The sequence below is a fragment of the Streptomyces sp. NPDC048637 genome (assembly GCF_040650675.1).
In the GTDB taxonomy this organism is placed as follows: Bacteria; Actinomycetota; Actinomycetes; order Streptomycetales; family Streptomycetaceae; genus Streptomyces.
Genome location: NZ_JBEZHQ010000025.1, coordinates 117,389 through 141,372, shown reverse-complemented (window position 1 = coordinate 141,372; position 23,984 = coordinate 117,389). Strand labels below are relative to the sequence as shown.

General features: G+C 72.1%; 22 protein-coding genes. 9 read left to right on the top strand and 13 right to left on the bottom strand.

The features are described 5' to 3' along the window. The 4 genes from AB0C46_RS27425 to AB0C46_RS27410 form a co-directional block, all read right to left on the bottom strand. The coding region (locus tag AB0C46_RS27425) for a hypothetical protein (RefSeq protein WP_362830992.1) at nucleotides 1-196 on the bottom strand (196 nt) is incomplete at its 3' end. Nucleotides 197-205: 9 nt separating this feature from the next. After that, a complete protein-coding gene (gene gdhA, locus AB0C46_RS27420) occupies nucleotides 206-1,585 on the bottom strand; it encodes an NADP-specific glutamate dehydrogenase (RefSeq protein WP_362830990.1) in 1,380 nt (459 codons plus the stop codon). A 469-nt stretch (nucleotides 1,586-2,054) separates the two neighbouring features. Continuing rightward, nucleotides 2,055-2,912, bottom strand: a complete 858-nt coding sequence (locus tag AB0C46_RS27415) for a VC0807 family protein (protein ID WP_362830989.1) — start codon at nucleotides 2,910-2,912, stop codon at nucleotides 2,055-2,057. 84 nt (nucleotides 2,913-2,996) lie between these two features. Continuing rightward, entirely contained in the window at nucleotides 2,997-3,320 is a 324-nt protein-coding gene (locus tag AB0C46_RS27410) for a hypothetical protein (RefSeq protein ID WP_362830987.1), read from the bottom strand. A gap of 87 nt (nucleotides 3,321-3,407) precedes the next feature. Between AB0C46_RS27410 and AB0C46_RS27405 the strand changes: the two genes are divergently transcribed. From AB0C46_RS27405 to AB0C46_RS27380, 6 genes are all read left to right on the top strand, one after another. Next, nucleotides 3,408-4,223, top strand: coding sequence for a helix-turn-helix transcriptional regulator (locus AB0C46_RS27405; protein WP_362830986.1), 816 nt, complete (start codon nucleotides 3,408-3,410; stop codon nucleotides 4,221-4,223). Further along, nucleotides 4,220-4,474, top strand: coding sequence for a DUF397 domain-containing protein (locus tag AB0C46_RS27400; protein ID WP_362830984.1), 255 nt, complete (start codon nucleotides 4,220-4,222; stop codon nucleotides 4,472-4,474). Before AB0C46_RS27405 ends, AB0C46_RS27400 begins: the two co-directional genes overlap by 4 nt. A gap of 304 nt (nucleotides 4,475-4,778) precedes the next feature. Next, a complete protein-coding gene (locus AB0C46_RS27395) occupies nucleotides 4,779-5,588 on the top strand; it encodes a hypothetical protein (RefSeq protein WP_362830983.1) in 810 nt (269 codons plus the stop codon). Between the two features lie 99 nt (nucleotides 5,589-5,687). Continuing rightward, nucleotides 5,688-5,969, top strand: coding sequence for a hypothetical protein (locus tag AB0C46_RS27390; protein WP_362830982.1), 282 nt, complete (start codon nucleotides 5,688-5,690; stop codon nucleotides 5,967-5,969). Beyond that, entirely contained in the window at nucleotides 5,966-6,394 is a 429-nt protein-coding gene (locus AB0C46_RS27385; protein WP_362830981.1) for a type II toxin-antitoxin system VapC family toxin, read from the top strand. The genes AB0C46_RS27390 and AB0C46_RS27385 overlap by 4 nt, the downstream gene beginning before the upstream one ends. 202 nt (nucleotides 6,395-6,596) lie before the next feature. Next, nucleotides 6,597-7,133 (top strand): Uma2 family endonuclease, encoded by a 537-nt coding sequence (locus AB0C46_RS27380; RefSeq protein WP_362830980.1) that lies wholly within the window; start codon nucleotides 6,597-6,599, stop codon nucleotides 7,131-7,133. Between the two features lie 11 nt (nucleotides 7,134-7,144). On the opposite strand, the gene mnmA is transcribed toward AB0C46_RS27380, so the two are convergent. Then, on the bottom strand, nucleotides 7,145-8,275 hold the full coding sequence (mnmA, locus tag AB0C46_RS27375) for a tRNA 2-thiouridine(34) synthase MnmA (RefSeq protein ID WP_362830979.1): 1,131 nt from the start codon (nucleotides 8,273-8,275) through the stop codon (nucleotides 7,145-7,147). A gap of 54 nt (nucleotides 8,276-8,329) precedes the next feature. Here mnmA and AB0C46_RS27370 point away from each other — a divergent pair, with 54 nt between their 5' ends. Beyond that, nucleotides 8,330-9,037 (top strand): N-acetylmuramoyl-L-alanine amidase, encoded by a 708-nt coding sequence (locus AB0C46_RS27370; RefSeq protein ID WP_362830978.1) that lies wholly within the window; start codon nucleotides 8,330-8,332, stop codon nucleotides 9,035-9,037. Nucleotides 9,038-9,069: 32 nt separating this feature from the next. Here the strand turns inward: AB0C46_RS27370 and AB0C46_RS27365 are convergent, their stop codons facing one another. Beyond that, entirely contained in the window at nucleotides 9,070-10,239 is a 1,170-nt protein-coding gene (locus tag AB0C46_RS27365) for a cysteine desulfurase family protein (protein WP_362831003.1), read from the bottom strand. Nucleotides 10,240-10,517: 278 nt separating this feature from the next. On the opposite strand from AB0C46_RS27365, the gene AB0C46_RS27360 reads away from it, so the two are divergent. Continuing rightward, nucleotides 10,518-11,375 (top strand): alpha/beta hydrolase, encoded by an 858-nt coding sequence (locus AB0C46_RS27360; protein WP_362830977.1) that lies wholly within the window; start codon nucleotides 10,518-10,520, stop codon nucleotides 11,373-11,375. A gap of 27 nt (nucleotides 11,376-11,402) precedes the next feature. Here the strand turns inward: AB0C46_RS27360 and AB0C46_RS27355 are convergent, their stop codons facing one another. The 7 genes from AB0C46_RS27355 to AB0C46_RS27325 form a co-directional block, all read right to left on the bottom strand. Then, nucleotides 11,403-12,740, bottom strand: coding sequence for an MFS transporter (locus AB0C46_RS27355; protein ID WP_362830976.1), 1,338 nt, complete (start codon nucleotides 12,738-12,740; stop codon nucleotides 11,403-11,405). After that, entirely contained in the window at nucleotides 12,737-13,411 is a 675-nt protein-coding gene (locus AB0C46_RS27350) for a winged helix-turn-helix domain-containing protein (protein WP_362830975.1), read from the bottom strand. Before AB0C46_RS27350 ends, AB0C46_RS27355 begins: the two co-directional genes overlap by 4 nt. 178 nt (nucleotides 13,412-13,589) lie before the next feature. Next, on the bottom strand, nucleotides 13,590-18,593 hold the full coding sequence (locus AB0C46_RS27345) for an SAV_2336 N-terminal domain-related protein (protein ID WP_362830973.1): 5,004 nt from the start codon (nucleotides 18,591-18,593) through the stop codon (nucleotides 13,590-13,592). Then, on the bottom strand, nucleotides 18,590-19,603 hold the full coding sequence (locus AB0C46_RS27340) for a MoxR family ATPase (RefSeq protein WP_362830971.1): 1,014 nt from the start codon (nucleotides 19,601-19,603) through the stop codon (nucleotides 18,590-18,592). Before AB0C46_RS27340 ends, AB0C46_RS27345 begins: the two co-directional genes overlap by 4 nt. A 41-nt stretch (nucleotides 19,604-19,644) precedes the next feature. After that, the gene (locus AB0C46_RS27335; protein ID WP_362830969.1) at nucleotides 19,645-21,822 is read right to left on the bottom strand and encodes a trypsin-like peptidase domain-containing protein; all 2,178 of its coding nucleotides are present in this window, start codon (nucleotides 21,820-21,822) and stop codon (nucleotides 19,645-19,647) included. Next, nucleotides 21,819-22,283 carry a CU044_2847 family protein gene (locus tag AB0C46_RS27330; protein WP_362830968.1) on the bottom strand — a complete coding sequence of 155 codons (465 nt, stop codon included), beginning with the start codon at nucleotides 22,281-22,283 and terminating at the stop codon, nucleotides 21,819-21,821. Before AB0C46_RS27330 ends, AB0C46_RS27335 begins: the two co-directional genes overlap by 4 nt. Nucleotides 22,284-22,400: 117 nt before the next feature. Then, nucleotides 22,401-23,249, bottom strand: a complete 849-nt coding sequence (locus AB0C46_RS27325; RefSeq protein ID WP_362830967.1) for a thioesterase family protein — start codon at nucleotides 23,247-23,249, stop codon at nucleotides 22,401-22,403. Between the two features lie 96 nt (nucleotides 23,250-23,345). Between AB0C46_RS27325 and AB0C46_RS27320 the strand changes: the two genes are divergently transcribed. Next, complete coding sequence (locus tag AB0C46_RS27320; protein ID WP_362830966.1) at nucleotides 23,346-23,981, top strand: trimeric intracellular cation channel family protein; 636 nt, start codon at nucleotides 23,346-23,348, stop codon at nucleotides 23,979-23,981. Nucleotides 23,982-23,984: the final 3 nt, after the last annotated feature.

The window sequence follows — 23,984 nt, the reverse complement described above, 5'->3', positions numbered from 1 at the left end:
GCCGTGTGCGTTCTGGAAGAAGAACGGCAGCGAACCCGCCACCACGATCGACAACAAGGTCAAGGTACTCACCCTGCAGAACGAGTGGAGCCACGGCCTCAGGCTCGGCCTCGGGCTCGGCCTCAGGCTCGGCCACGGCCACGGCCACGGGCTCGGGCTCGGGCTCGGGCTCGGGCTCGGCCACGGCCTCGGCCACGGCCTCGGGCTAGATCAACCCCTGGTCCAGCATCGCGTCCGCCACCCGCTCGAAGCCGGCGATGTTGGCGCCCGCGACATAGTCGCCGGGCAGCCCGAACCGCTCCGCGGTCTCGTAGCAGCGGTGGTGGATCCCGCGCATGATCGCCGCGAGCTCGCCCTCCGTGCGCTCGAAGGCCCATGCCTCGCGCGCGGAGTTCTGCCGCATCTCCAGCGCGCTGGTCGCCACCCCGCCCGCATTGGCGGCCTTACCGGGGCCGAAGGCCACACCGGCCGACTTGAGGAGCGTCACCGCCTCCGGCGTGGTCGGCATGTTGGCGCCCTCGGAGACCGCCTTGACGCCGTTGCGGACCAGGATCCGGGCGGCGTCCACGTCCAGCTCGTTCTGGGTCGCCGACGGCAGCGCCACATCGCACGCGACATCCCACACCCGTCCACCGGGCACGTACGTGGCCGACACCCCGCGCCGCACGGCGTACTCGCTGATCCGGCCGCGCTCGACCTCCTTGATCTGCCGCAGCAGATCCAGATCGATGCCCTTCTCGTCGACGACATAGCCGCCGGAGTCCGAGCAGGTCAGCACGTTGGCGCCGAGCGCCTGCGCCTTCTCGATGGTGTAGATCGCGACATTGCCGGACCCGGAGACCACCACCTGCTGCCCGTCCAGCTCCTCGCCGCGCTGCTTGAGCATTTCCTCGGTGAAGAGCACATTGCCGTAACCGGTGGCCTCCGTACGGGCCTTGGAGCCGCCCCAGGACAGCCCCTTGCCGGTGAGCACACCGGCCTCCCAGCGGTTGGTGATCCGCCGGTACTGGCCGAAGAGAAAGCCGATCTCCCGGCCGCCGACGCCGATATCGCCGGCCGGTACGTCCGTGTGCTCACCGAGATGACGATGCAGCTCCGTCATGAACGACTGGCAGAACCGCATGACTTCGGCGTCCGACTTACCGTGCGGATCGAAATCGCTGCCGCCCTTGCCGCCGCCGATACTCAGCCCGGTAAGGGAATTCTTGAAGATTTGTTCGAAGCCGAGGAACTTGACGATCCCCAGATTCACGGACGAGTGGAAACGCAAACCGCCCTTGTACGGACCGAGCGCGCTGTTGAATTCCACCCGGAAACCGCGGTTGACGTGAATCGCCCCGGAATCGTCCTGCCAGGGGACCCGGAACATGATCTGCCGTTCCGGCTCGCAGATCCGCTCCAGGACCTTCGCCTCGGCGAACTCCGGGCGGGCTGCCAGCACGGGCGCCAGCGTCTCCAGCACCTCAAGCGCCGCCTGGTGGAACTCGGGTTCCCCAGGATTCCGCCGGACCAGCTCGGCGTACAGGGCTGCCGCCGGCCCGGCCGTATGAATACCGGGCTTGACCTCAGATTGAACAGTCGACATTGACTTCCGTTCCCTTCGTGGCCGCGGAAAGGCCGCCTGCGGTCCGGGACCCTGACGAGCCCTCACAAGGCCTACCACTCCTTGCGAGTCCTTATCGTCACCACTTCTCGCCCGGCGGCCGCCGCGTTCCTTCGCTTTCCGACCCTATTTGGCGACACCCCGCCGATCGACTGTGGGATATACGACACGTCGTTCCCGTACGCAATCGCCCGACTCCTCCGGGACACCCCTCCCCCGCCCCATGCCCGCAGGTCAACGCACCGGCACCACCTATCGGGCACCCGCCCTCCACACCGCACGCTGTGCGGCACCTCACAGTTGACCAGCGGTCTTTCCGCACCTCAGGCGTCTCACTCGCCCCGGAAGCGAGGAACGCGGATCGTCATTTCCGTCCCGATGGAGAAGGCGGGCACCGGGAAATGGCAGACATCGGGAGCAATTCGCAATCTGTAAGTCCCATCGATCGCGATCACCTTCCCCCTTCCGCCGTGGCCGACACGGCGACTGTGGGAAGCGCCTCCGCTTCGCCGCGGGAGCCGTCGGTGTCCCGTTCCTGTTCGGCCTTGACCATCTTCTCCATCGGGTCCGCGCAGCTTCCCCCCGCGACGACCATCGCCAGCAGGATGGCCACCAGCATCAGCACGGTCCCCAGCCAGACCATCGTGTGCACCGGGATCGTGTACGCGCCGATCACCTTGGCCACGCACTCGACCAGCAGCGCGGTCCCCCATATCAGCGAGAACCTCCGCTCGGCCCTGCGGAACGGTGCGGACCCCGCCATCAAACGGTCCCAGGCGGCGATACCCGCCGCGCTCCCCTTCGTGACGAACGGCTTGAGCCCGGCGGTCATCAGGGGCTTCCCCAGAAACACGGAGACGAGCACCGCCATCCCGATGACGCTGCTCACCGCACCGTCCTTGGCGAGCATCAGCCGCGGATCACCGGTCACCGCGCTGGTGGCCAGGCCCACGGCATTGACGACGAGGATCAGCAGCGCGAGGGCGTTGACTCCGGTGCGCCGCAGCAGGCTCCAGACCGTACGCAGCGCCGGCACCACACTGCTCCAGCCCAGCGCGGCGACATCGCTCAGCCCGAAGCCGGCGCTGAGGAGGTAGTACGAGGCCAGCGGAATGCCCGCGTCCACGACCAGCGGCGTCAGGCTCTGCACCAGGGGGTGGGGGCCCGCCCCGTCGACGGCTTCGGGCCCCCCGTCCCGGCTCTGATGCCGCTTCCGGCGCTGACTCTCGCTCTCGCTGCTGCTCTCACTGCTGCTCTCGCGCTCGCCCTGGATCTGGTTCATGGCGGCCCCCCGGATTGCTCTGTGCACGGCGTCTTCCTTCGACACCTGCAGCCTCGGGCACGGCAGCGCGCTGCAACAGTTTCGACTGTCCTCGCTTCCCCGTGACATTTGTCAGTTGCGGGCCACGCGCAGCGCATCGCCCAGCGCTTCGGCCAGCCGCCGCGAGAGGAAGCGGAACTCGCGGTCCGGCACCTTCGGATCGGCGTGCATCGCCCGTGCGTACCGCAGCAGTTCCTCGCCGATACCGAGCTGCATCTCCTCGATGCTGTCGGCGAGATCGGACACCGGGCCGCCGTCACCATCCGTGATGAGGAAGCAGGGCCGGTCGTCCGGAGTACTCCAGGGCAGCAACCGCATCCGTGGCGCGTCCGGTTCGGACGGCTTGGCCGGTTCGGAGGATGCGGAAAGTTCGGATCGTGGCGGTTCGTTCATCATGGGGACAAGCTTCGCCGTGCGCATCTAGCCTGGCCACAGAACGGCGCCTACTGTGCGCTACCACGCGGCAACTGTGCGAGGTGTGCGATGCCCCACAACAACGAACCCCCTGTCAGCCTCAAGATCTTCGGGAAACAGTCCCGGTTCCTGCGCGAGCAACGGGGCATGACGCGCCGTGAACTGGCCGCGCTCATCCCCTACTCCGAGTCCCAGATCGCGATGGTCGAGCGAGGCGAACGGCCACCGAAGCCCGGATACGTCGACGCGGTGGACGCGGCGCTCGGCGCGCGCGGCGTGCTGCGCGTACTGATCCCGGATGTCGCGGAGAAGCATCACCCGGCATGGGCCGAGGAGTATGTGAAGTTGCAGGCGGAGGCGTTGGCGCTGCATTCCTACTGCACGCACTTTCTCCATGGGTTGTTACAGACGGAGGAGTATGCGGACGCGGTGTTCGGGTCCGTGCGGCCGAGCATGGAGGCCGACGAGATCGAGCGATCCGTGCAGGCCCGTCTGGCGACGCAGGTCCTGCTGACCCGCAAGCCCGCCTGTCGGATGACGTTCGTCCTGGAGGAGCCCGTACTCCGACGGAAAATGGGCGGACAGGCCGTGTGGGAAGGCCAGTTGAGGAACCTGCTCAAGCTCTCCGAGCTGCACAATCTCCAGCTCCAGGTCATGCCGCTCACCCGCGAGACCCATGCGGGCATGGATGGCCCAATGACGCTGCTGGAGACGCCGGAGCACCACACGATCGGATACGTAGAGGGTCACCGGGGCAGCTACTTCCTCACCGAGGCTGATGACGTCAGCGTGATGAGCCACGTGTACGGCACACTGCGATCACAGGCCCTCGACGCCGAGGCGTCGCGAGCCCTCATTCAGCGTCTGCTGACAGGAGAGGCATGAACACCGAACTGGCTTGGTTCAAGAGCAGCTACAGCGGCGGAACGGGCGAAGCCTGCGTCGAAGTAGCCGTCGCCTGGCGGAAGTCCAGCTACAGCGGTGGTGAAGGCGAAGCCTGCATCGAGATAGCCGCTTGCCCCCACACCGTCCACATCCGCGACTCCAAGGACACCTCGCTGCCCTCCCTCGCGGTCTCCCCCACCACCTGGGCTTCCTTCCTCGCATTCGCCCAGGTCGCGCCGGAAGCCGGCTGACCGGATACCGGTGGGGCGGCACCAGGTTCCGCCCCACCGTCCGCCGGTGATCCGGCCGACCAACCAAAGAACCCGGGCAGAGAACCCCCACCCACCTACCGCCGCCCCAACTCCCCAACTCATCACCCCATCGGGTGACTTGGGCGCGAAGGCGTCCGGAATGCGGTTACGCTCACCGCAGTTCCACTGCGACAGCGGCACCACAACCGCTGCAACCGCTACAACCTCAACGCACAGAACGGCCCCCGGCGGGACGGCAATCCCGGTCCGAGGGCCTGATCACAAGGAAGCGAAACCCTTCCCGATGACTTCAGCGCATTCTAACGCGCCCTCCACCGCGCCCTCGCGCGTTTCCGGCGGCGTCATTCACATCCGTACGCGCCAGACCTCCCACTTCACCGTCCTCGCCAACCGCCTTGCGCAGCGCGCCGGCAGCGCGGTCACGGTCGGCGTCGCGGCGTACATCCTGTCCCTCCCCGATGGCGCTCCGGTCACCATCGACGCGCTCTGCACGCACTTCGCCGAGGGCAAGACCGCCATCGCCGGGGCATTACGCGAGCTGGAGGACGAAGGCTGGCTGGAGCGCCGCGTCGAGCGCGGGCCGCAGGGCCGGATCGTCACCCGCACGTTCGCGTACGACCTGCCGGGAGCGGCAGCGGAACCCGCTGGCGGCTCCGCCCCGGAACCCGGGTCCACCGGCGAGCCGGAGCCCACCGTGCCCTCGCAGCCGACGCCGGAACCCGTCCCCGAAGCCGTCGACCTGCTCACCCGGCTCCCCCACCGCGACCGCCGTCTACTCCTCTCCGAGCGCGAGATCACCGCACTGGCCCCGGCCGTCACGGACTGGCTCAACCGTGGCGTGGCCCCTCAGGAGGTCACCACAGCCCTGACCAGTGGCCTCCCCGCCCGCATCAACCGCCGCCCGGCGCGCCTGCTCGCCCATCGGCTGACCGCCCTGCGCCCACCGGCCCGTACGAGCCCGCCCCCACAGCCTGACCGCCCACCCGTCGTCCCCCTCCAGAACTGCGACGACTGCGATCGCGCCTTCCGCGCCGACCGCCCGGGCCGATGCCGCGGCTGCCATGCCTCGTCCGAAGCGCGACCTGCCGCCTGAACGGGCCATACACCGACCATCGTCCGACCACGTCACCACTCAAGGCCGTAGCCTGAAAGGACACAGATGAGTTCCGCACTCGCCGAGAAGGGGTCGCCCATGACGTCTTCACCGCCCCATGACGAGCCGCACTCCACCAGCGCCCGCAAGGACACCCATCCGCTGCGCACCATTCGCGAAATCCGGGAGTCGTTGCCCGAAGACCAACTGCATCACTTCAACGCCGAACTCTCCGAGACCGACATCGACGAACTCCCCGCGATGCTCACCCGCTGGGCCAAGCTGGGGAACGACGGGTTCTTGGACTTCCTGCTCACGACGCCATTCGAGGGACTGGAATTCGGCGAGCGGTCCTACGACGAGCAGGATGACAGCAAGTGATCTATCTCCTCGACACCAATGTCATCTCCGAGATCTCCGTCAGGCCCAAGCCGTCACCGGATGTCGTGGCCTGGGCGAAGTCCCTCCCGGCCAGCAATATGTGCATCAGCGTCATCACCATCGCCGAGATCGAGGCAGGTGTCGCGGCGGCGCAGGTCCCCAGCCGTCGCGCACACTACGCCCAAGCCTTGGAGGAGATGCGCCGGGAGTATCAAGATCGTATCGCCGTGATCGATGAGCCGGCGGCAATCGCGTACGTCAAGCTGCACCGCCAGCTCAAAGCCGCCGGGACGAACATCGACCCGGCAGACGCACTGATCGCCGCAACAGCCCTGGCCAACGACTGGACCGTGGCCACCCGGAACGCCAAGCATTTCGAGCGCACCGGCGCCGCAGTGGTCAACCCCTGGGAACCCGCCGCGTAAGCCCCGGCCTCGGCTATGTCCCCAACCGCACCCGTCGCTCTGTAGTCGCGATCGTCGCGACTACAGAGGTGCAGTGTCTGCCGCCTGAACCCGCTAGCGGACCACAAGCCGACTGTGTGCGGGAGTGCACACGCAGAGCTACGCTGACACGAGCCAGCAGGAGAGGGGAGGGCACACCATGACGGCGCAGATGGAGAGCCCAGTGACGACCGAAGAGATGCGGCGTTTTGAGGAATTCGACGCGGCGTTCCCGGATTACCACGCCGAAATGATCGATGGAGAGGTTTACCTCAGCACCGTGGTTACCAGCGCTCACGGGAACATGGTTCTCACCATTGCTTCCCAGCTCCTGGCCAAGTGGTTCGTCATGACCGAAGTCGACACGGTCTACGACGGGTGGCACGGCAGGACGCTGCTGCGGCCTGATTTCTCTGTCGCGGACTCTTCCTACCGAGGCACACAGCTCAAGCAGTTCCCCGCCGACGAAGTCATCCTCGTCGGCGAGGTCGTCTCCGAATCCAACCCCGAGAACGACACCGACAAGAAGGTCAAGAAGTACGCCCAGGCCGGAATCCCGTACTACCTGATCGTGAATCCCATCGAGGGCAAGTGCCTGCTCTACTCGCTGCCGAGCGGTGAGCGCTACAAGGCGTCGCTGGAGGCCGCATTCGGTGAGCCGGTGCCGATCGGAGCCCCGATCGACGCCGCGCTGGACACCACGGCGCTCTACACCTACTGACCGGCCGCCTCTTACGCCCCCGCGCGTGCCCGTCGCTCCGTAGTGGCGATGGTCGCCGAGCCGACCACCCGGCTGCCGTCGTACAGCACGATCGCCTGGCCGGGCGCCACACCCCGTACCGGCTCCGTGAAGGAGACACGCAGCTCGCCGCCGTCCACCAGTTCCGCCGTGACCTCGGTCTCGCCGCCGTGGGCGCGGAGCTGGGCCGTGTACGTCGCGGGGCCGGCCGTCGGGGGGCGGCCGCACCAGCGGGGGCGGATCGCGGTCAGCGCCGTGACGTCGAGGGCGTCGACGGGGCCGACGGTGACGGTGTTGTCGACCGGGGAGATATCGAGGACATAGCGCGGCTTGCCGTCGGCGGCCGGGTGGCCGATGCGCAGGCCCTTGCGCTGGCCGATGGTGAAGCCGTACGCGCCCTCGTGCGTACCGAGGCGGTTGCCGGACTCGTCGACGATGTCGCCCGGGGCCGTGCCGAGCCGCTTGGCCAGGAAGCCCTGGGTGTCGCCGTCGGCGATGAAGCAGATGTCGTGGCTGTCCGGCTTCTTGGCGACGAACAGACCGCGGCGGGCGGCCTCTTCGCGGATCTCCGGCTTGGTGGTGAGGGTGTCGCCGAGCGGGAACATGGCGTGCGCGAGCTGGCGGTCGTCGAGAACGCCGAGGACGTACGACTGGTCCTTGGCCATGTCGGAGGCGCGGTGCAGCTCGCGGGTGCCGTCCTCGCGCAGCACGACCGTGGCGTAGTGGCCGGTGCAGACGGCGTCGAAGCCCAGCGCCAGGGCCTTGTCCAGGAGCGCGGCGAACTTGATCTTCTCGTTGCAGCGCAGGCAGGGGTTCGGGGTGCGCCCGGCCTCGTACTCCGCGATGAAGTCGTCGACGACGTCCTCACGGAAGCGTTCGGCGAGGTCCCAGACGTAGAAGGGGATGCCGATGACATCGGCGGCGCGGCGGGCGTCGTGGGAGTCCTCGATCGTGCAGCAGCCGCGGGCGCCGGTGCGGAACGACTTCGGGTTCTCGGAGAGCGCGAGATGCACGCCGGTCACGTCATGGCCGGCCTCGGCGGCACGGGCGGCGGCAACGGCGGAGTCGACGCCGCCGGACATGGCAGCGAGTACGCGGAGGCGGCGGGGGGCGTCATCAGTCATAGCCCGTCCAGAGTAGACGGAACCACCGGCAGGGCCGAAAGCGTTGTGCAGCGCATGGGGAAAAGGGACGGGGAGAAGGGCGGTGGCCAGGAGGCCGCGCCCGCAATCACACGGCGACGGGCATTGTGGATCGGGGGTGGTGGGGCGGTGGCCGCCGGGGCCGCGGCGTTCGCGGGGCGCGATGCGCTGGCGCACTGGTGGTGGCGGCTGCCGGGGAACGACAAGCCGCGGACGGCCGGCGCGGTGGACCACCGGGGCGCGCAGTGGGTGGCGGCGTCCCCGGGGAACTACCGGCGGGCGGACCGGCCGGCGGACTACGGGATCGACCGGGTGGTCATCCATGTCGTCCAGGGCAGCTATGCGACCGCGCTGGACGTCTTCCAGGACCCGGATCACGAGGCCGGGGCGCACTACGTCGTCCGCAAGGACGGGCATGTCGCACAGCTGATCCGCGAGCTGGACGTGGCGTTCCACGCGGGCAACCGCGGCTTCAACGAGCGGAGCATCGGGATCGAGCACGAGGGGTTCGTGGACCGGCCGGAGTCGTTCACGGATGCCATGTACGCGTCGTCGGCGCGGCTGACGGCAGGGATCTGCCGGCGGTACGGCTTCCCGGCCGACCGGGAGCACCTCGTGGGGCATGTGGAGGTGCCGGGGGCGGACCACACCGATCCGGGGCCGCACTGGGACTGGGACCGCTATCTGCAGCTCGTACGGGCCGAGCTGCGCAAGCCCGTACGGAAGCCGCCGGGGCCGCACTAGGAGCACCGGCACGAGCCCCCGGCCCGGCCCCCTCAGCTCAGGCCCGCGCTCCGGGCCCGCTCGACGACCGGGCCGATGGCCTCGGCCAGTGCCGCCACGTCCTCCGCGGTGGAGGTGTGTCCCAGGGAGAACCGCAGGGTGCCGCGGGCGAGGTCCGGGGACATGCCGGTGGCCAGCAGGACATGGCTGGGCTGGGCGACGCCGGCGGTGCAGGCGGAGCCCGTGGAGCAGGCGATGCCCTGGGCGTCCAGGAGGAGCAGGAGGGAGTCGCCCTCGCAGCCGGGGAACGAGAAGTGGGCGTTGGCGGGGAGGCGGCCGGCGGGATCCGGGTCGCCGCCGAGGACCGCGTCGGGGGCCGCGGCGCGGACGGCCTTGACCAGGTCGTCGCGGAGCGCGCCGATATCGCGGGCGAAGTCCTCGCGGTGGGCGACGGCGTGGCGGCCCGCGGCGGCGAAGGCGGCGATGGCCGGGGTGTCGAGGGTGCCGGAGCGGACGTGCCGTTCCTGGCCGCCGCCGTGCAGCACCGGCACCGGGGCGTACTCGCGGCCCAGCAGCAGCGCGCCGATGCCGTACGGGCCGCCGATCTTGTGGCCGGAGACCGTCATCGCGGCGAGCCCGGAGTCGGCGAAGTCGACCTCCAGCTGGCCGACGGCCTGCACCGCGTCGGCGTGCAGCGGAATGTCGAACTCCGCGGCGGCCTTGGCCAGTTCACGCACCGGCTGGATGGTGCCGATCTCGTTGTTGGCCCACATGACCGTGGCGAGCGCGACATCGGCGGGGTTGCGGGCGATGGCCGCGCGCAGCCCCTCGGCGTGCACCCGGCCGTAGCTGTCGACCGGCAGCCACTCGACGTGGGCGCCTTCGTGCTCGGCGAGCCACTCCACGGCGTCGAGGACCGCGTGGTGTTCGACGGGGCTGGCGAGGACGCGGGTACGGGCCGGGTCGGCGGCCCGGCGCGCCCAGTACAGGCCCTTGACCGCGAGGTTGTCGGCCTCGGTGCCGCCCGCGGTGAAGACGATCTCGCTCGGGCGCGCGCCGAGCGAGACGGCGAGGGACTCGCGCGCCTCCTCGACGGTACGCCGGGCCCGCCGGCCGTCGGCGTGCAGCGAGGACGCATTGCCGGTGACGGTCAGCTGGGCGGTCATCGCCTGCACCGCCTCCGGGAGCATCGGGGTGGTAGCGGCGTGGTCGAGGTAAACCATGGTGTGCACGATTCTACGAGCTGGCGCGGTGGGCTCCGGGGGCGCATGTGCAGCGCGCGGGAGCGCCGTGGCCGGGCAGCGGGAAGGGGGGGGCCGCCGGCTGTCTCGCCGGGCGGCCCACGGGCCGTCTCCCCGGGCAGCCCACCGGCCGTCTCCCCGGGCAGCCCACGGGACGGCGGGCGGGGAGGGGCGGCACCGCCCGGCCAGGACCCTCGACGCCCGGTTCCTCGACGCCAGGCCCCTCGACACCCCAGTAAGGAGTCACTAGCCTGACGGTCATGACACAGTGGCTTCTGGACCGGACCTTCCGCAGTGCGTCGGGGGACGAGGTGCGGTGGGCCGTGCTCGGTGAAGGGCAGGCGGACGCGCCGGCGGTGGTCCTGCTGCACGGGACGCCCTTCTCGTCGTACGTCTGGCGGGGCGTCGCCCGCGCCCTCGCCGCACGTCACCGGGTGTTCGTCTGGGACATGCCGGGCTACGGCGCCTCGGAGCAGCGGGCCGGACAGGACGTCTCGCTCGGCGCCCAGGCCCGTGTCTTCACCGAGCTGCTCGCGCACTGGGGCCTGGCCACGGAAACGGCCCGGCCGGCCGTGGTCGCGCATGACTTCGGTGGCTGCGTCGCCCTGCGGGCCCATCTGCTGCACGGGGCGCGCTATACCCGGCTGGCACTCGTCGACCCGGTGGCGCTGGCCCCCTGGGGCTCGCCCACGTACCGGCTGCTGGGCGGGCACCCCGAGGTGTTCGGACAGCTGCCGCGGGGCCTCCACCGAGCGCTGGTGCGGGAGTACGTGTCCTCCGCGAGCCACCCCGGCCTGCACCCGGCCGTCCTCGACCGGCTGGTCGAGCCGTGGTGCACGGACGAGGGACAGCCGGCGTTCTACCGGCAGATCGCCCAGAACGACCAGCGCTTCACGGACGAGATCGAAGGACGCTACGGGGAGCTCACCCTGCCGGCACTGATCTGCTGGGGCACCCGGGACACCTGGATCCCCGCCACGAAGGGCCACGAGCTGGCCGCCCGCATCCCCGGCTCCCGTCTCCGGCTGATCGAGGACGCGGGCCATCTGGTCCAGGAGGATGCACCGGCGGAACTCGGGGCGGTGTTGGGGGAGTTCCTGGCGGGGGGGGGTAACTGAGGCCGGGGCCTCCCGCCCGTAGCGGTGTCACTTGGTGAGGTCACCGGCGGCCGCCCGGTCACCTGCTCCGGGGTGCCGTTCCCGGACGCCTGGACGGCGCAGCCGGTCCATCTCACGCCATTCCGGCCGCAGCCCGGCCAGGTTCGTGGTGAGGAAGTACGCCGCCCCGCCGAGCAGCAGCACCGGCACCAGTCCGAAGGAGGTCACCGCCGCGCCGGCGATCAGCCCGCCGAGCGGGATGCCGGCCCAGGCGAGCGCATTGCCCAGCGCATTGACCCGCCCCAGCATCCGGCGGGGCACCCGCTCGAAGGAGAGCGCCGCCAGGATCGGGTTGAGGAAGCCCGCGCCGAACCCCCCGGCGGCGAACACGAGGAACACCGCCCACAGCGGCGCGGGGGATGCCAGGACCAGGAACTTCGGCGCCCCGGCGAGCAGGAACCCGGCGAAGAACACCACCCGGCGCCGCATTCGGTGCCCCATGGCCGCGGCGACCAGGCTCCCGGCGACGGCGGCCGCTCCGCCCACGGCGCTGTTCAGGCCGATCACGGCCGGACCGTTGCCTGACTCTTCGGCCCACACAGGAAGGAGCACCGTGGTGAACGCCGCGTCCAGCAGGTTGGTGACCCCGACCATGACGATGAGGGTGAGGAGCAGCGGCTCACCGCGCAGGAATCCGCAGCCCGCGCCGAACCGCCGCCAGTAACCCGGCTCCAACTCGCCCGGGGGCAGCGGTACTTCCCCGGCCGCCCGCCCCATACCGCGCGGCAGTGTCAGGGCGATGATCACCGATCCCAGCGCGCAGCAGGCCGCGTTGACGGCGAGTCCCGTCAGCGGACCCAGCAGCGCCACCAGGGAGCCGCCGGCCGCGGGACCGAGGGTGGCCGCGAGCCGCTCGGTCACACCGGACAGGCCGGTGGCCCGCTCCAGCGGTACCCGGCCGCGCTCGGCCGCCTCCGGGACCATGACCTGCTTGGCCAGGTCACCGGGGCCGCGCGCCGCGCCGATCAGCGCGACCAGGGGCAGCAGCAGCGGCAGCGAAAGCAGGTCCAGGGCGTGCAGCAGCGGAACGGCACCGACGGCGGCCGCGCTGACCAGGTCGGTGGACCAGGAGATGACCCGCGGGCCGGACCGGTCCACCAGTGGACCGCTGAGCGCCTTGACCACGGCATAGGGGGCCATCTCACAGAAGGCCACCAGCCCGGTCCAGGTGGCACTGTGGGTGGTGACGAGCACGAACCAGGGCAGCGCGACGGCCGAGATCCGGGTGCCGGTCAGCGACACCGCGAGCGCCGCGAGTAACCCGCCCAGCGGCCGTAAGGCCCGTCTGCCGGATATGCCGTCGCCGCCCGGGACTTCCCCCGTCACGAGGTCTTCGCTCCTGTCGCTCCCTCAGGCCCCGAACGACCTGCGGGCGCGGAGGGCTCCCCCGGCTCGGGCAGAAAGTGCGTGATCACGGAGACCCGCTCGGCGCCCTCGGGAGCCTCGGCCGCCTTCTCCGGCGTGTCCCGCCGGTACCGGGAGACGACTTCCCGCAGTTCGTCCTGCAGCGCCGCCGCTTCCGCGGGCGTGAGCCGCAGCGGCCAGTCGCTCATGTCGAAGGTGTCCCGCCAGGCGCGGGGCATGGTCTGGAGCTCGTTGAGCGTGCGCTGGGTACGCAGGGTGTAAGTGGCCGCGACGGACTGCAGATAGGCCAGGGCGGCCTCGGGCTCCCGCTCGGCCAGGTCCGGGTCGTTGAACCAGGTGGACTGGTGCACCGGGCGCCACCAACGCTCCCGTGCGTTCCCGCACTCCGCGTCCTCCTCGACGAAGCCCGCCGCACCCAGCTGGCGCAGGTGGTAGCTGGCCGTGCCCGAATTGACGCCCAGCCGCTCGGCGAGCCGGGTGGCAGTCGACGGGCCGTGCTTCCGCAGCAGCCCGACCAACTGGAGGCGGAGCGGGTGCGCCAGGGCACGCAGCCCCTTCGCATCCAGGACGGCCGCGTTCGTCCCGGATTCCGCGGGTTCCGCACCGTGTGGCTTCTCATGAGGGTCGGTCATATCGCGAGCCTAAATCGCAAACAGTTCTTCGCAAAGACTTCTTTGCGAAGACTTCTTTGCGAAGAGTGTTTGCGGATCGCCGCTCGCCGGCGCCGCTCCATCACCCGCTCAACCAACCCTTCACCCAACCGCTCAACCACCCACCCTGCCAGTCCACTTGGGCGTGCCTCCGGCGTTCCTACGGAGCGATACGCCGCCCGAGTTCGCGGACCGCCGTGACCGCTTCGGCGGTGGCAGCCGACGATGTCGGCAGGGCCTGGGGCGAGGTGAGTGCCTCCAGGGACGTACGGAGGCGGCGGAGGTCGGCGTGTGGGGGGCGGGCCGTGTGGGTGAAGTCGGCCAGGATGTCGGCGAGTTCGGCCTCGATGGTGTCGAGGGTGTGGAGGCGGGCGGTCAGGCCGGGGGGACCCAGCCCGGGTTCCTCATCGGCGGTCTGGAGGCGCAGTTGGTCGGTCAGGGTGCGGACGGCCGCGGTCAGGTCGCGCAGCGCCGTGCCGGTGCGCGCGGTGTCCGCGGTGCGGGAGAGGCCCGGCCGGCGCGGACCGGCCGTCGGCGACGCCGACTTGTCCCGTAGCAGCACGCGCAGTTCGCGGGCCGCCGGAGCGCCGAATGCCTCCTGGACGAGGAGTGCCTCACGCCAGTGCGCCTGGGCGCCCCGCTTACGGCCCAGGGCGGTCTCCGCATGCCCCAGTGCGGTCAGCGCGTCGGCCCGCCACCGCTCGCCGCCCGGCACCAGCAGCCGCTTCGCCGCGTCCTCGGCGGCGGTCACCGCTTCGCCGGGCCGGATCAGCGCGACCATCGCCTCGGCCATCCGGCAGCGGGTGCGCCCCGCCCAGAGCCGCTGCCGGTCCTCCTTGAAGAGGGGCAGCGCCTGCAGGAGTTCGCGGAGCGCCTCGGCGGGCCGTCCGGCCGCCGACAGCGCCTCGGCCAGGGCGTACCGGCCGTGCGCGAGCAGCGGGGAGCCGCGGCCGACGCGGTGGTAGAGGGCTACGCCCCGCTCGGCGAACAGCACGGCTTCGTTGCTGTTGCCGGTCGCCGCCCAGAGCCGGGCCAGTGCGCCGAGTGCGGCAGCCTCGCCGAGTTCGTCGCGCTCGGTGCACTGCTGCCATGCCGTGACCAGATGCCGCTCCGCGGTGTCGTGCTGCCCCTGGTGGAGGGCGATGAGGCCACGCGCATACGGTGCGCGGAACCGCGTCAGGGGGTCGCCGCAGCGGCCGGCCAGCCGCTCCGCGCGCCGCGCCTCGGGTTCGGCCTCGGCGCACTTGCCCAGCGTGAGGTACGCCTCCGCGAGCGCGACCCGGGCCCGGCCTTCCGCCTGGGCGTCGCCGTCCCGGGCCGCCCGCGCCGCCACCGTCCGGGCGGCCGGCTCATAGGCGGCGGAGAGCGCTCCGGAATCCGCCGTCACCTGGGCGAGCAGCAGGAGATCGGCGGCCTGGCGGACGATCCCCGGCGTGCGGATCGCGGCCCGGCGGACGAGCGCGAGCAGTCCAGGGGTCTCCTCGGCCCAGAGGGACAGGGCCTGGGCCCGGTCCTTCGTGGTGGGCAGGGGACCGGCGGAGGGGACCCGGACGAGGTCATGCAGCATCCCGTCGCCCGGACACCGGAGGGCGTGCACCTGCCGGCCCAGGGCCAGATACCAGGTCAGCAGCCGGGTCAGGGCCTCGTCGCGCGTCGCCTCGGGCAGCTCCTGAACGGCGGACCGGCAGGCGAGGCGCCGCAGTTGGCCCGTATAGCGGTAGCGGCCGGTGGCCGCCTTGCGGAGCGCGCCGACGTCCAGCAGCTCGTCCAGCAGGGAGCGGGTCCGCTGTGCCCTGGCACCGAGAAGTGCGGCCGCGGCACCGGACGAGAAGGCGGCGGACGAGGCCTCGGCGGTATCCGTCACGGCGAGCAGGCGGAAGGCCCGCCGCGCCTGCGGGGAGAGCTGCCCGTCGAGCCACCGGAGCGCCGGGGGGCCGGGGTCGGTGAACAGCTCCTGTGCCTCGGCGGGGGTCAGTCCGGCCAGCTCGACGGCTTCGGCGGGCGGGGGAAGCGGCGGGCACTCCCGGCCGGTGAGCAGGACGGCGCCGCCCCGGCCGCCGGGCTTGCCCGTGCGGCCCGGGAGCAGGGGGGCCAGGGCCGCCGCGTCTGACGCGGCGGACACGGCGGACGCGTCTGACATGGCGGACGCGGCGGATTCGGGTGCGTCGGCGTCAGGTGCGTGGGCATCGGACACGTCGGCGTCAGGTGCGTGGGCGCCGGATAGGTCAGCGTCGGGTGCGTGCGCATCGGGTGCGTCGTCCAGCACGATGAGGACGCGGCGTTCGGCCAGCAGTGAGCGGTAGAGGGCCGCCCGGTCGTCGCGCCGCAGGGGGATGCGGTCGGCCGGCACGTCTAGTGCGCGCAGCAGCGCTTCGAGGGCGCCGGTCGCCGTCACCCGCTCCTCGGCCTCGGCGGCGCTGCCGCGCAGATCCAGGAACAGCTGTCCGTCCGGGAAGTGGTCCGCGACCTCGTGCGCGACCCGCAGCGCGAGGGCCGTCTTGCCGGCCCCGGCCGGCCCGTGGACAAAGCGGCAGGGCGGGGCGTCGCTCGTGCCGCCCGTCAGTCCGTCGGCCAGCCGGGAGAGCTGCCCGCTCCGCCCGACGAACGGCTCCGGCGCGGGCGGCAGGGCCACCGCATCGGCCCGGGGCCCGGCCGGGTCCGGCGCGGGCTCTTCGGCGAGGGTGCGGTAGATCCCGTCCATGAGGTCGCTGCGCCAGCGCTCCAGCCGGGTCCGCCAGACCGCGGCGAAGGACCCCGGCAGCCCGGCGAGCGATTCGCCGTCCCACAACGCCAGTGCCTCATTGCGCAGTCGGCGGGCCGCGGCCGGCTCCACGGCGCGGCGGGCCCGGTCGATCAGCTGCTCGGCCCGGTCGAGATCGAGGTCGAGGACGAGCGCACTGCCGTCGGGACGACGCAGGGCATAGCCCCCGTCCTGCTCCCTGACCAGGAGGTCTGCGTCTCTGGCCATCCCGGTGTCGGCGCCGAGCGCCGTGTTCAGGTGGGTGGCGCAGGCGGACAGCGACGCGAATGCGGTACGCGGCGGCCGGTCGTCCCAGATGTCGGGAACCAGCTCGGTCGCACGGGCGCAGTGCCCCGGCCGCAGCAACAGGGCGGCCAGTAGCGCCCGTTCCTCCGGCCCGCCCAGCTCAAGCGGCGTCGCACCGCGCCAGGCGCGCACGGGGCCGAGGACGCCGAAGCGCGGCGACGGCGGGGGCGTGGGCGCGGGGCGGCGCTGCGGTGGCACCGGGTGGTCCGGCTGCTCGGGCACCACACCCCCCATCCGCTCCAGCACCGGACTGGCCAGCACCGCAAAGGCCCGTGCCGACGCCTGCAGCCGCAACTCCCCCTCGTCGTCCCCCATCAGGACCGGGAAGTCCGGCAGCCGTCCCATGTACGGCTCCAGGGACCGGCCGACCGCCTCGACGACCTCCACGGCCTGTTCGGCGCCGAGCCCGCTGAACAGCAGCTCCCGTACACCGGGCCGGAAGTCGTAGACGGGATGGACGAGTTGGCCCGCTGGCGGTGCGCCCAGGGCACGGTCCAGGGTGTGGGCGGCGGCCGCGTCCCGCGCCTGGTCGGTGCGCTCCAGCAGGCCGCCGAGCAGGATCTCCGCGACATGGGTGGGCCCGGCGTCCCGCATCGTGGCGGCGCGGACCAGCTGCATCAGGGGTGTGGTCAGGGGGCGGATGGCGGAGAGGCGGACGGCCAGGCGGTAGGCCTCGGGGGAGAACGCTCCCCGGAAGTGGGCCAGCAACTCCTCGGCCGTGCCGTGTGGTGCGGCAGGCCGCGCTGACGCGGGGGGTGCCTCGTCCAGCAGCACCGTTTCGAGCAGATGCGGCACTCCGGGGCGGGTGAGCAGCCCGGCCCACTGCTCCAGCGCGGAGGCGGTCGGATGCAGCACGGGCAGTGCGAGGAGGCCGTCCGCCTCCGGATCGCGCTCACCGCTCAGCGCATCGCAGACGATGATCCGGCCGAGGGGGTCGAACTCGCCCGGTGCGGCGAGCAGCCGGGGCCGGGCGTCCAGGGCGGTGCCCCGCCACAGCCGCCGGGGCAGCGGGTTCAGTACGGCCAGCGGGCCGCCGCGGCCCCATGCGGCGAGGGCACGGACGGCCTGCGGACTGCGCCATCCCGGGTTCGTACCGTCGGTCAGCAGGAAGGTCACCGCCGCGCCCGTGGTCCGTCGGCGCCCCGCCGGGCCGCTCGGGTCCTGGGGGTCGACCGGAAGGATGCGGACGGAGCGGAAGACCGTGCTCCGGGCGAGGAGCGCGCGCAGCTCGGCCGCGAGCGGCCCCCAGACCTGCATGGACGGCGAGCAGTCCACCAGCAGCACGGCCGACCAGCGCCGCTCCTGCTCCGGGCGGGAGACGACATCGAGGAAACCGGTCTCGGCGGCGAGGCGGACGGTGGCCTCGATATCGGTGACGGTGCGGTGCGGGTGGTCCCGTGACCTGCGCAACGGGCGCAGCGCCCGGCCCAGTTGCTGGGCATCAGGCAGCGCACGCCCGCCGGGGACCCGCGCGGGCCGGGCCCGGCCCGCGCCCGCCTCGCCGCCCTGACTCCCCATGGCGTACAGCGCACGACGGGGCGGGACGGCGGGAGACAACGGATCGCAGGGCCCGGACGGGGACCCGCCGCCAGGTGCGGCGGCGTCGGCGGCGTCGGCGGCGTCACCGGGACGGGCGGTGGTGGTGGGACCAGCGGTGGCGGTGGAACCGGCGGTGGGGTCCGTGAGGTCGGCGGGGTCGGTGTGATCGCCAGGAAGGTGGAAGGGCTCCGCCGCCTCCGAGGACTCGCCGAGGTCGGCGGAAGGGATGACCCCACCGGACGCATCGGACCCACCGGACCCACCAGACCCACCGGACCCACCGGACCCACCGACCGCATCCGACCCCCCGGCCCCGGCACGCCCGTCCGACGGACCGCAGACCCCGCCGCCTACCCCCCGCGCCTCCTCAGACCCCTCAGGCCCCTCAGCCCCGACACCGCTCCCACTCCCCGTCCCACCCACACGCTCCCCCGACTCCCCCGACTCCCCCAAGTCCCCCGGCGCCTCGGCAGCCGTACGCCCCTCCATCGCCCGCGACAGCCACAGCACATCGAGGAGTTCCGTGGCCCCGAGGTCGTAACCGGCGGCCGACATCGCCTGTCGCAGTCGGTCGATCATGGCGACATGGACTCGTCGAGGCGGTGCAGCACGGCGGCGAGGAGCTCTTCCTTGGTGAGGTCGGCGCCGCTGATGCGCAGATGGACCGCGGCCAACAGCTGGTCGGTGGCCAGTGTCTGGGTCTTCGCGCGCTGGTGGAAGACCTCGATGAGATCCTCCGCCGCGGCGACCGCCTGCTCGCCCAGGTTGTGTTCGATGATCTTCCGCAGCCGGTCGCCGGTCGGCTCCGGCAGATCCAGCCGTACGCAGCGGCGCAGGAAGGCGGGCGGGAAGTCCCGTTCGCCGTTGCTGGTCATGATGACGACCGGGAAGTGGGTGCAGCGGACCACCCCGCGGTGGACCGCGACCCGCTCCCGGCTTCCGCTCAGCAGGACCTGGACCTCCTGCTGGTGCTCGGGCAGCCGGGCCAGCTCCGGGATCTCGAACTCGCCCTCCTCCAGCACGACCAGCAGGTCGTTGGGCAGGTCGATATCGGCCTTGTCGAGTTCGTCGACGAGCAGGACGCGGGGGCGGTCGGCCGCCAGGGCGCTGCCGAGCGGGCCGAGGCGCAGATACTGGCCGATGTCGCCGGCCGCGGTGGCGCGCCGGGCCCGGGGGCGGCGCGCGGAGCCGTGCGGGACCTCGCGCTCCCGGCGCAGTGAGGCCTCCCGGAGGCGGCCCACGGCGTCGTAGCGGTAGAGGGCGTCCTGAAGTGTGGAGCGGCTGTTGACCGACCAGCGCAGCACATCACCGAGCCCGAGTTCCTCGGCGACGGCGCGGGCCAGCGAGCTCTTGCCGGCGCCGGGGCGGCCGGTGACCAGCAGCGGACGGTGCAGATGCAGGGCGGCGTTGACGACGGAGATCTCGTTGCGCTCCAGGAGGTACGGCGCGCGGGGCGCCGTGCCGCAGCCGGCGGGCAGGTGTCTCCAGGGCGGCGGGGCAGGCAGCGGTGCGGGGCCGCGGAAGACCCACCAGTCCTCCGGCTCCGCTCCCGGGTCGTCGTGTGCGCCTGCTGCGCTCTGTCCGGTCACCGCACGTTCTCCTCGTTCATTGCTGCTCCACGCTGTGGCACTCAGGGCTGCGTCAGCACCCAGGCGTCCGGGGCGAGTTGTGGGGGACGATGGTCGGGCGCGTCGTAGAGCAGGGACAGCCGGCGGCCGTGATGGGCAACGCTCTCCGGTTCGGCCATCGCCCTGGCCCGCTCCAGGCGTACCACCTCGGGGACCTCGGTGTGGTCGGTGCCGTCGACCAGGGCCAGCAGGTCCTGGGCGATGTGCTCACCGTGTTCGGCGCGGTGCCACAGCACGGTGTGGACGCCGGCCTGGACGCACTGCCGCAACAGCGTTCCGTGGTGGTCCGGTGCGCAGCACACGATGACCGTGCCGGCGTCGCGGTGCACCTCCAGTTGTGCGCGGGCGACCTTGCGGTCGGTGTGCCGGTGGTCGAGGACCAGGCGTTTGGCGTGCGGCAGGGCGGCGGTGCGCTGCTTCCAGCCGGCGTAACTCTCCCGGGAGCGCTCCGTGGTGCGCACCACCACCCGCCGGGTGATGCCGGGCGCGAACGGTCCGTCCTCGTCGCTGTCGGGCGACTCCCAGGAGTCGACGTCCAGACCGAGCCAGGCGGACGGCAGGAAGTACTCCACCAGGGCGGTCTCCGGGTCCTCCCGGACCTCGGTGCGCAGCACCCGGCGGATGTCGTCGACCACCTGCTCACTGCCCGCCTCGGCATCGCGGACCAGCGCGAGCCGGTGCGGCTGGCGGTCGGCGAGGGTCCAGATCTGGTAGGTGAAGCGGCGCCCGGTCGGGGTGGGCAGCAGCTCCACCTGGACGCGGGGGGCGGTCGCCGGTGTGCCCCCGGTGGCCGGCCGGCCGGTCGCCGGGGTGCGGACCGGGGCGGCGGCGGCCGTGACATCGGCGCGGAACTGGCTGACCGCCGCCTCGTCGACCCCCGACCGGACCGCGATGCGCTCGACCCACGCATCGAGGTCCTCGGCCGGGTACGCTCCGGCCGCGCGTTCCTCGACGCTGATCCGCACCACGCCCTGCAGCAGCGGGGGCACGGGCGCCCCGGTGGTGGAGCTGAAGCCTTCCAGGGCGTCCATCGCATCGGCCAGGCCGGCGACGGCGGGCAGCTCCGGGGCGTGCGGCAGGACGCGTTCCAGGAGGGTCCGGGGGTCCGTACGGGTGCAGTGCGCCAACAGGCCGGAGAGGTCACGGCGCTGGCGGGTGGTCAGATATTCGCCGGGGCGGACCGTACGGGCGGCGCGGCGCAGTCGCTCCCAGTCCTCGCGGGCCCCGTAGAGGCCGGACCGGGCGTGCGGGTCATAGGGGTCGGCGACCGGCGGCTCGTGGTCCCGTACCAGGTCGAGGAGTTCGGGGATGCCGCGGCGGACGCTCACCGCCAGACCGACCAGCCGGTCCAGGTCGGCCGCCGGGCCCGCCGAGGACCTGCCGAGCCGGGCGGCGAGCCGCTCCTCGCAGGCCAGGACCGCCTCGCGGCCCTTCAGTACCCGTTCCAGCGCGGTGAGCAGCTGCTGGACCCCGCGCCGGGCGGTGGGCACCGCGGAGGGCGGAAGAGTGGGGAGTTCGGCCTCGATGGCCGGGACGCTGATGGCGTACATCGTCGTCGGCGGGGTCCCGGGGGCGGCCCCCTCCGGGGCGCGGTGCACGGCCGCGACCAGGCCGACCACGGCCTGCCGCGCACGGTCCCACAGCGGCCCGCCGCTGAAGCCCTCGGTGACCTGGGCGCCGCCGAGCACGTCCAGGGCGATCCAGGGCGGTGCCGAGACCCGGGGCACGGCGCGCACCGTGGGCAGCGGATTGCCGCTGGCCCATAAGGCGATGGTCTCGTTGGCGTAGCTGTGCTGGAGGAACGGGGCCGGCTCGGCGCCCTCGGGTGCGGCACCGGTCAGCTCCAGGACGGCGAGATCCCCGTGGTACGGCACCCGTCCGGGCTCGACGGGCGCGCTGCCGGCCGCCGTGGCCCGCGGCGGCACCCACAGCTCCCGTAAGACGCGTGCGGTCAGGTCCCGTCCGGCCGCGACATGGGGCAGCCGCAGGGTGACCGTGTCGCCGGGTCCGGGGGTGTCCTGGGCGAAACGGTCCCTGCCCAGCGCGCTGTTGACCACATGGGCGCAGGTCAGGACGAGTCGTTCGGCGACCAGTACCCCCGCGCCGATGGCGTGGTCGCCATGGCGTACGGAGGCGAAGGACTGCTGGAGCGGGGCGTCCGGGCCGGCGCCTGCGATCACGGGGCCGTCCCGCCGGGTTCCCCCGTGCCGCTGCCGAGATTCCAGGTGGCCGAGACCTTGAAGCTCGCGTCTCCCTTGCCGGAGAACACCCCGAGGCTCAGATCGGAGCCGAGGGTGACACCGAACTCCACGGTGACCGCGTCGGGGCGGTGGCTGCCGCTGGAGATCGAGCGATGGATCTGGCCGAGTACGCCGCCGAGCGGCTGCAGGGCCTCTTCGAGTGCCGCCCCGCCGCGGGTCAGTGCCCGGCTCATCCGGCTGTCCACGCTGACCGGCTCGGCGGAGCCGAACTCGTCGGGCAGCTCCAACTCGCCGTCGGCGTCGGACTGCTGTCGTCCGCCGCCGGACGGCGGCTGTGCGCCGGACTGTTCGTGCACGCCGGGCCGGCCGGTGGCGGCCGGCTCCTCGGCCCGCAGCCACACGACGGTCGCATCATCAATTCTGAGAGCCACGTCCCCCATGCCCTCAGTCTGGCACGAGCCGCCCGGCCACCGCCCGCACTTTCGCCACCCATTTTCCGCTGCCGCACCCGGAGTCACCTGCGAAAAGGAGACGGAAGCGGCATCCGGGGCGCCGCGTTACCCCTGCAGGACCGCGCGCGCCAACTGCCGCGACTGGGCGACGAGTCGGTCCTCGGAGTCCCAGACCTCCGCGTCCTCCTCCAGGAAGCCGCCGGCGAGGTTGCGGGTGGTGATGGCGACCCGCAGCGGGCCGGGGGCCGGGCGGTGGCGGATGTGGGCGGTCAGTTCGACGGTGGGGACCCAGCCGGACAGGCCCATCTCGAAGGCGGTGGGCGGCAGTGCGTCGACGGTCAGCAGGAGGGAGAGCGGGTCGGGTTCGCGGCCGTCGGCGAGGCCGAACCAGGCGCGCATCTCGCCCTTGCCGGAGGGGGCGCCGACGGCCCAGCCCGCGGTCGCCGGGTCCAGGCGGAGGGCGAGCCGCTCGGCGATGGCTGTGCTGCCGGGGATCGCGGGACGGCCGTCGGGGGCGCTGTCCGTGCCCAGGCAGTGCTCGTACGGCGGGATGGCCGGGGGCTTGGCGGTGGTGCGGACGTCGTCGGACAGCGCACCGAGGTCGCCGTACGCGGCCAGCACCCGCAGTCGCTCGACCTCGCTGCCGTCCTCCGCGAACTGGACGAGGGTGGCGGTTCCGGTCGACATCGTGCGGCCGGTGCGGACCACCTCGGTGCGGATGACGGCGGGGCCGGGGACCGAGGCCGTCAGGTAGTGCGCGGTCACCGACATCGGGTCGGCGTGCGGAAGGGCGTCGCCCAGCGCGCGGCCCATCAGGGCGAGGAGGTAGCCGCCGTTGACCGCCCGAATGATCGTCCAGCCGGCGGAGAGATGCGCGTCATAGACGCCGGGGGCGCGGCGGGTGACCGCCGTATCGCGGTCGAACTCGCTGTTGCCGTGGGTCACCAGAGCCATGGGTTGCACGCTACACCCGATAGTTACCGACCGGTAGTGTCAGTTTTGACGGCCTCGACCGGAAGCAGTCCTTCCGGGCCTGCGATGATGAGCGCCATGCTTCACGTCCTCTACCTGGCCGGCGTCGCGGCCTTCGCGGCGAGCGGGGTGCTGGCCGCCTACCGCGCCAACATGGACCCCTTCGGCGGCCTGGTGCTCGCCTTCGCCGCGTCCATCTCCGGCGGCACGCTGCGCGATCTCATCCTCGACCGGCAGCCGCTGTACTGGACACACGACTGGGTACTGCTGACCGTGATCATCTGTGTCGGCCTGGGCACCATGGCCTATCTGCGGTTCTGGCAGCTGCCGCACAAATCGCTGCTGGTGGTCGACGCGATCGGGCTGTCCGTCGTCACGGTGATCGGCGCCCGCGCCGCGATCGATGCCGGCGCCACCCCGCTCGCCGTGATCATCCTGGCGGTGCTGACCGGCGTCACCGGTGAGGTCATCCGCGATGTGCTGTGCGGTGAGTTCCCCCCGCTGCTGCTGCGCGAGGACGTCTATGCGATCGCCGCGCTGGCCGGCGGCTGCTGCTATCTGCTGCTGCACCACCTCGGCACCGGAGCCACCCCCGCCGCGGCGATCTCGGCGGGGGTGGTCTTCGGCCTGCGGATGGGGGCCGTCTACCTCGGGCTGCATCTGCCGCGGCCGGAGCAGCTCCGCGGCCGGCGCGGGGACGAGGAATCCGGCTGACCC

Coding starts and splice junctions, on each gene's coding strand:
- AB0C46_RS27320 (WP_362830966.1), top strand. CDS start 23,346: ATGCTTCACGTCCTCTACCTGGCCGGCGTCGCGGCCTTCGCGGCGAGC.
- AB0C46_RS27330 (WP_362830968.1), bottom strand. CDS start 22,283: ATGGGGGACGTGGCTCTCAGAATTGATGATGCGACCGTCGTGTGGCTG.
- AB0C46_RS27365 (WP_362831003.1), bottom strand. CDS start 10,239: ATGGTTTACCTCGACCACGCCGCTACCACCCCGATGCTCCCGGAGGCG.
- AB0C46_RS27325 (WP_362830967.1), bottom strand. CDS start 23,249: ATGGCTCTGGTGACCCACGGCAACAGCGAGTTCGACCGCGATACGGCG.
- AB0C46_RS27345 (WP_362830973.1), bottom strand. CDS start 18,593: ATGATCGACCGACTGCGACAGGCGATGTCGGCCGCCGGTTACGACCTC.
- mnmA (WP_362830979.1), bottom strand. CDS start 8,275: ATGACTGATGACGCCCCCCGCCGCCTCCGCGTACTCGCTGCCATGTCC.
- AB0C46_RS27405 (WP_362830986.1), top strand. CDS start 3,408: ATGCCCCACAACAACGAACCCCCTGTCAGCCTCAAGATCTTCGGGAAA.
- AB0C46_RS27410 (WP_362830987.1), bottom strand. CDS start 3,320: ATGATGAACGAACCGCCACGATCCGAACTTTCCGCATCCTCCGAACCG.
- AB0C46_RS27400 (WP_362830984.1), top strand. CDS start 4,220: ATGAACACCGAACTGGCTTGGTTCAAGAGCAGCTACAGCGGCGGAACG.
- gdhA (WP_362830990.1), bottom strand. CDS start 1,585: ATGTCGACTGTTCAATCTGAGGTCAAGCCCGGTATTCATACGGCCGGG.
- AB0C46_RS27360 (WP_362830977.1), top strand. CDS start 10,518: ATGACACAGTGGCTTCTGGACCGGACCTTCCGCAGTGCGTCGGGGGAC.
- AB0C46_RS27370 (WP_362830978.1), top strand. CDS start 8,330: ATGGGGAAAAGGGACGGGGAGAAGGGCGGTGGCCAGGAGGCCGCGCCC.
- AB0C46_RS27395 (WP_362830983.1), top strand. CDS start 4,779: ATGACTTCAGCGCATTCTAACGCGCCCTCCACCGCGCCCTCGCGCGTT.
- AB0C46_RS27350 (WP_362830975.1), bottom strand. CDS start 13,411: ATGACCGACCCTCATGAGAAGCCACACGGTGCGGAACCCGCGGAATCC.
- AB0C46_RS27390 (WP_362830982.1), top strand. CDS start 5,688: ATGACGTCTTCACCGCCCCATGACGAGCCGCACTCCACCAGCGCCCGC.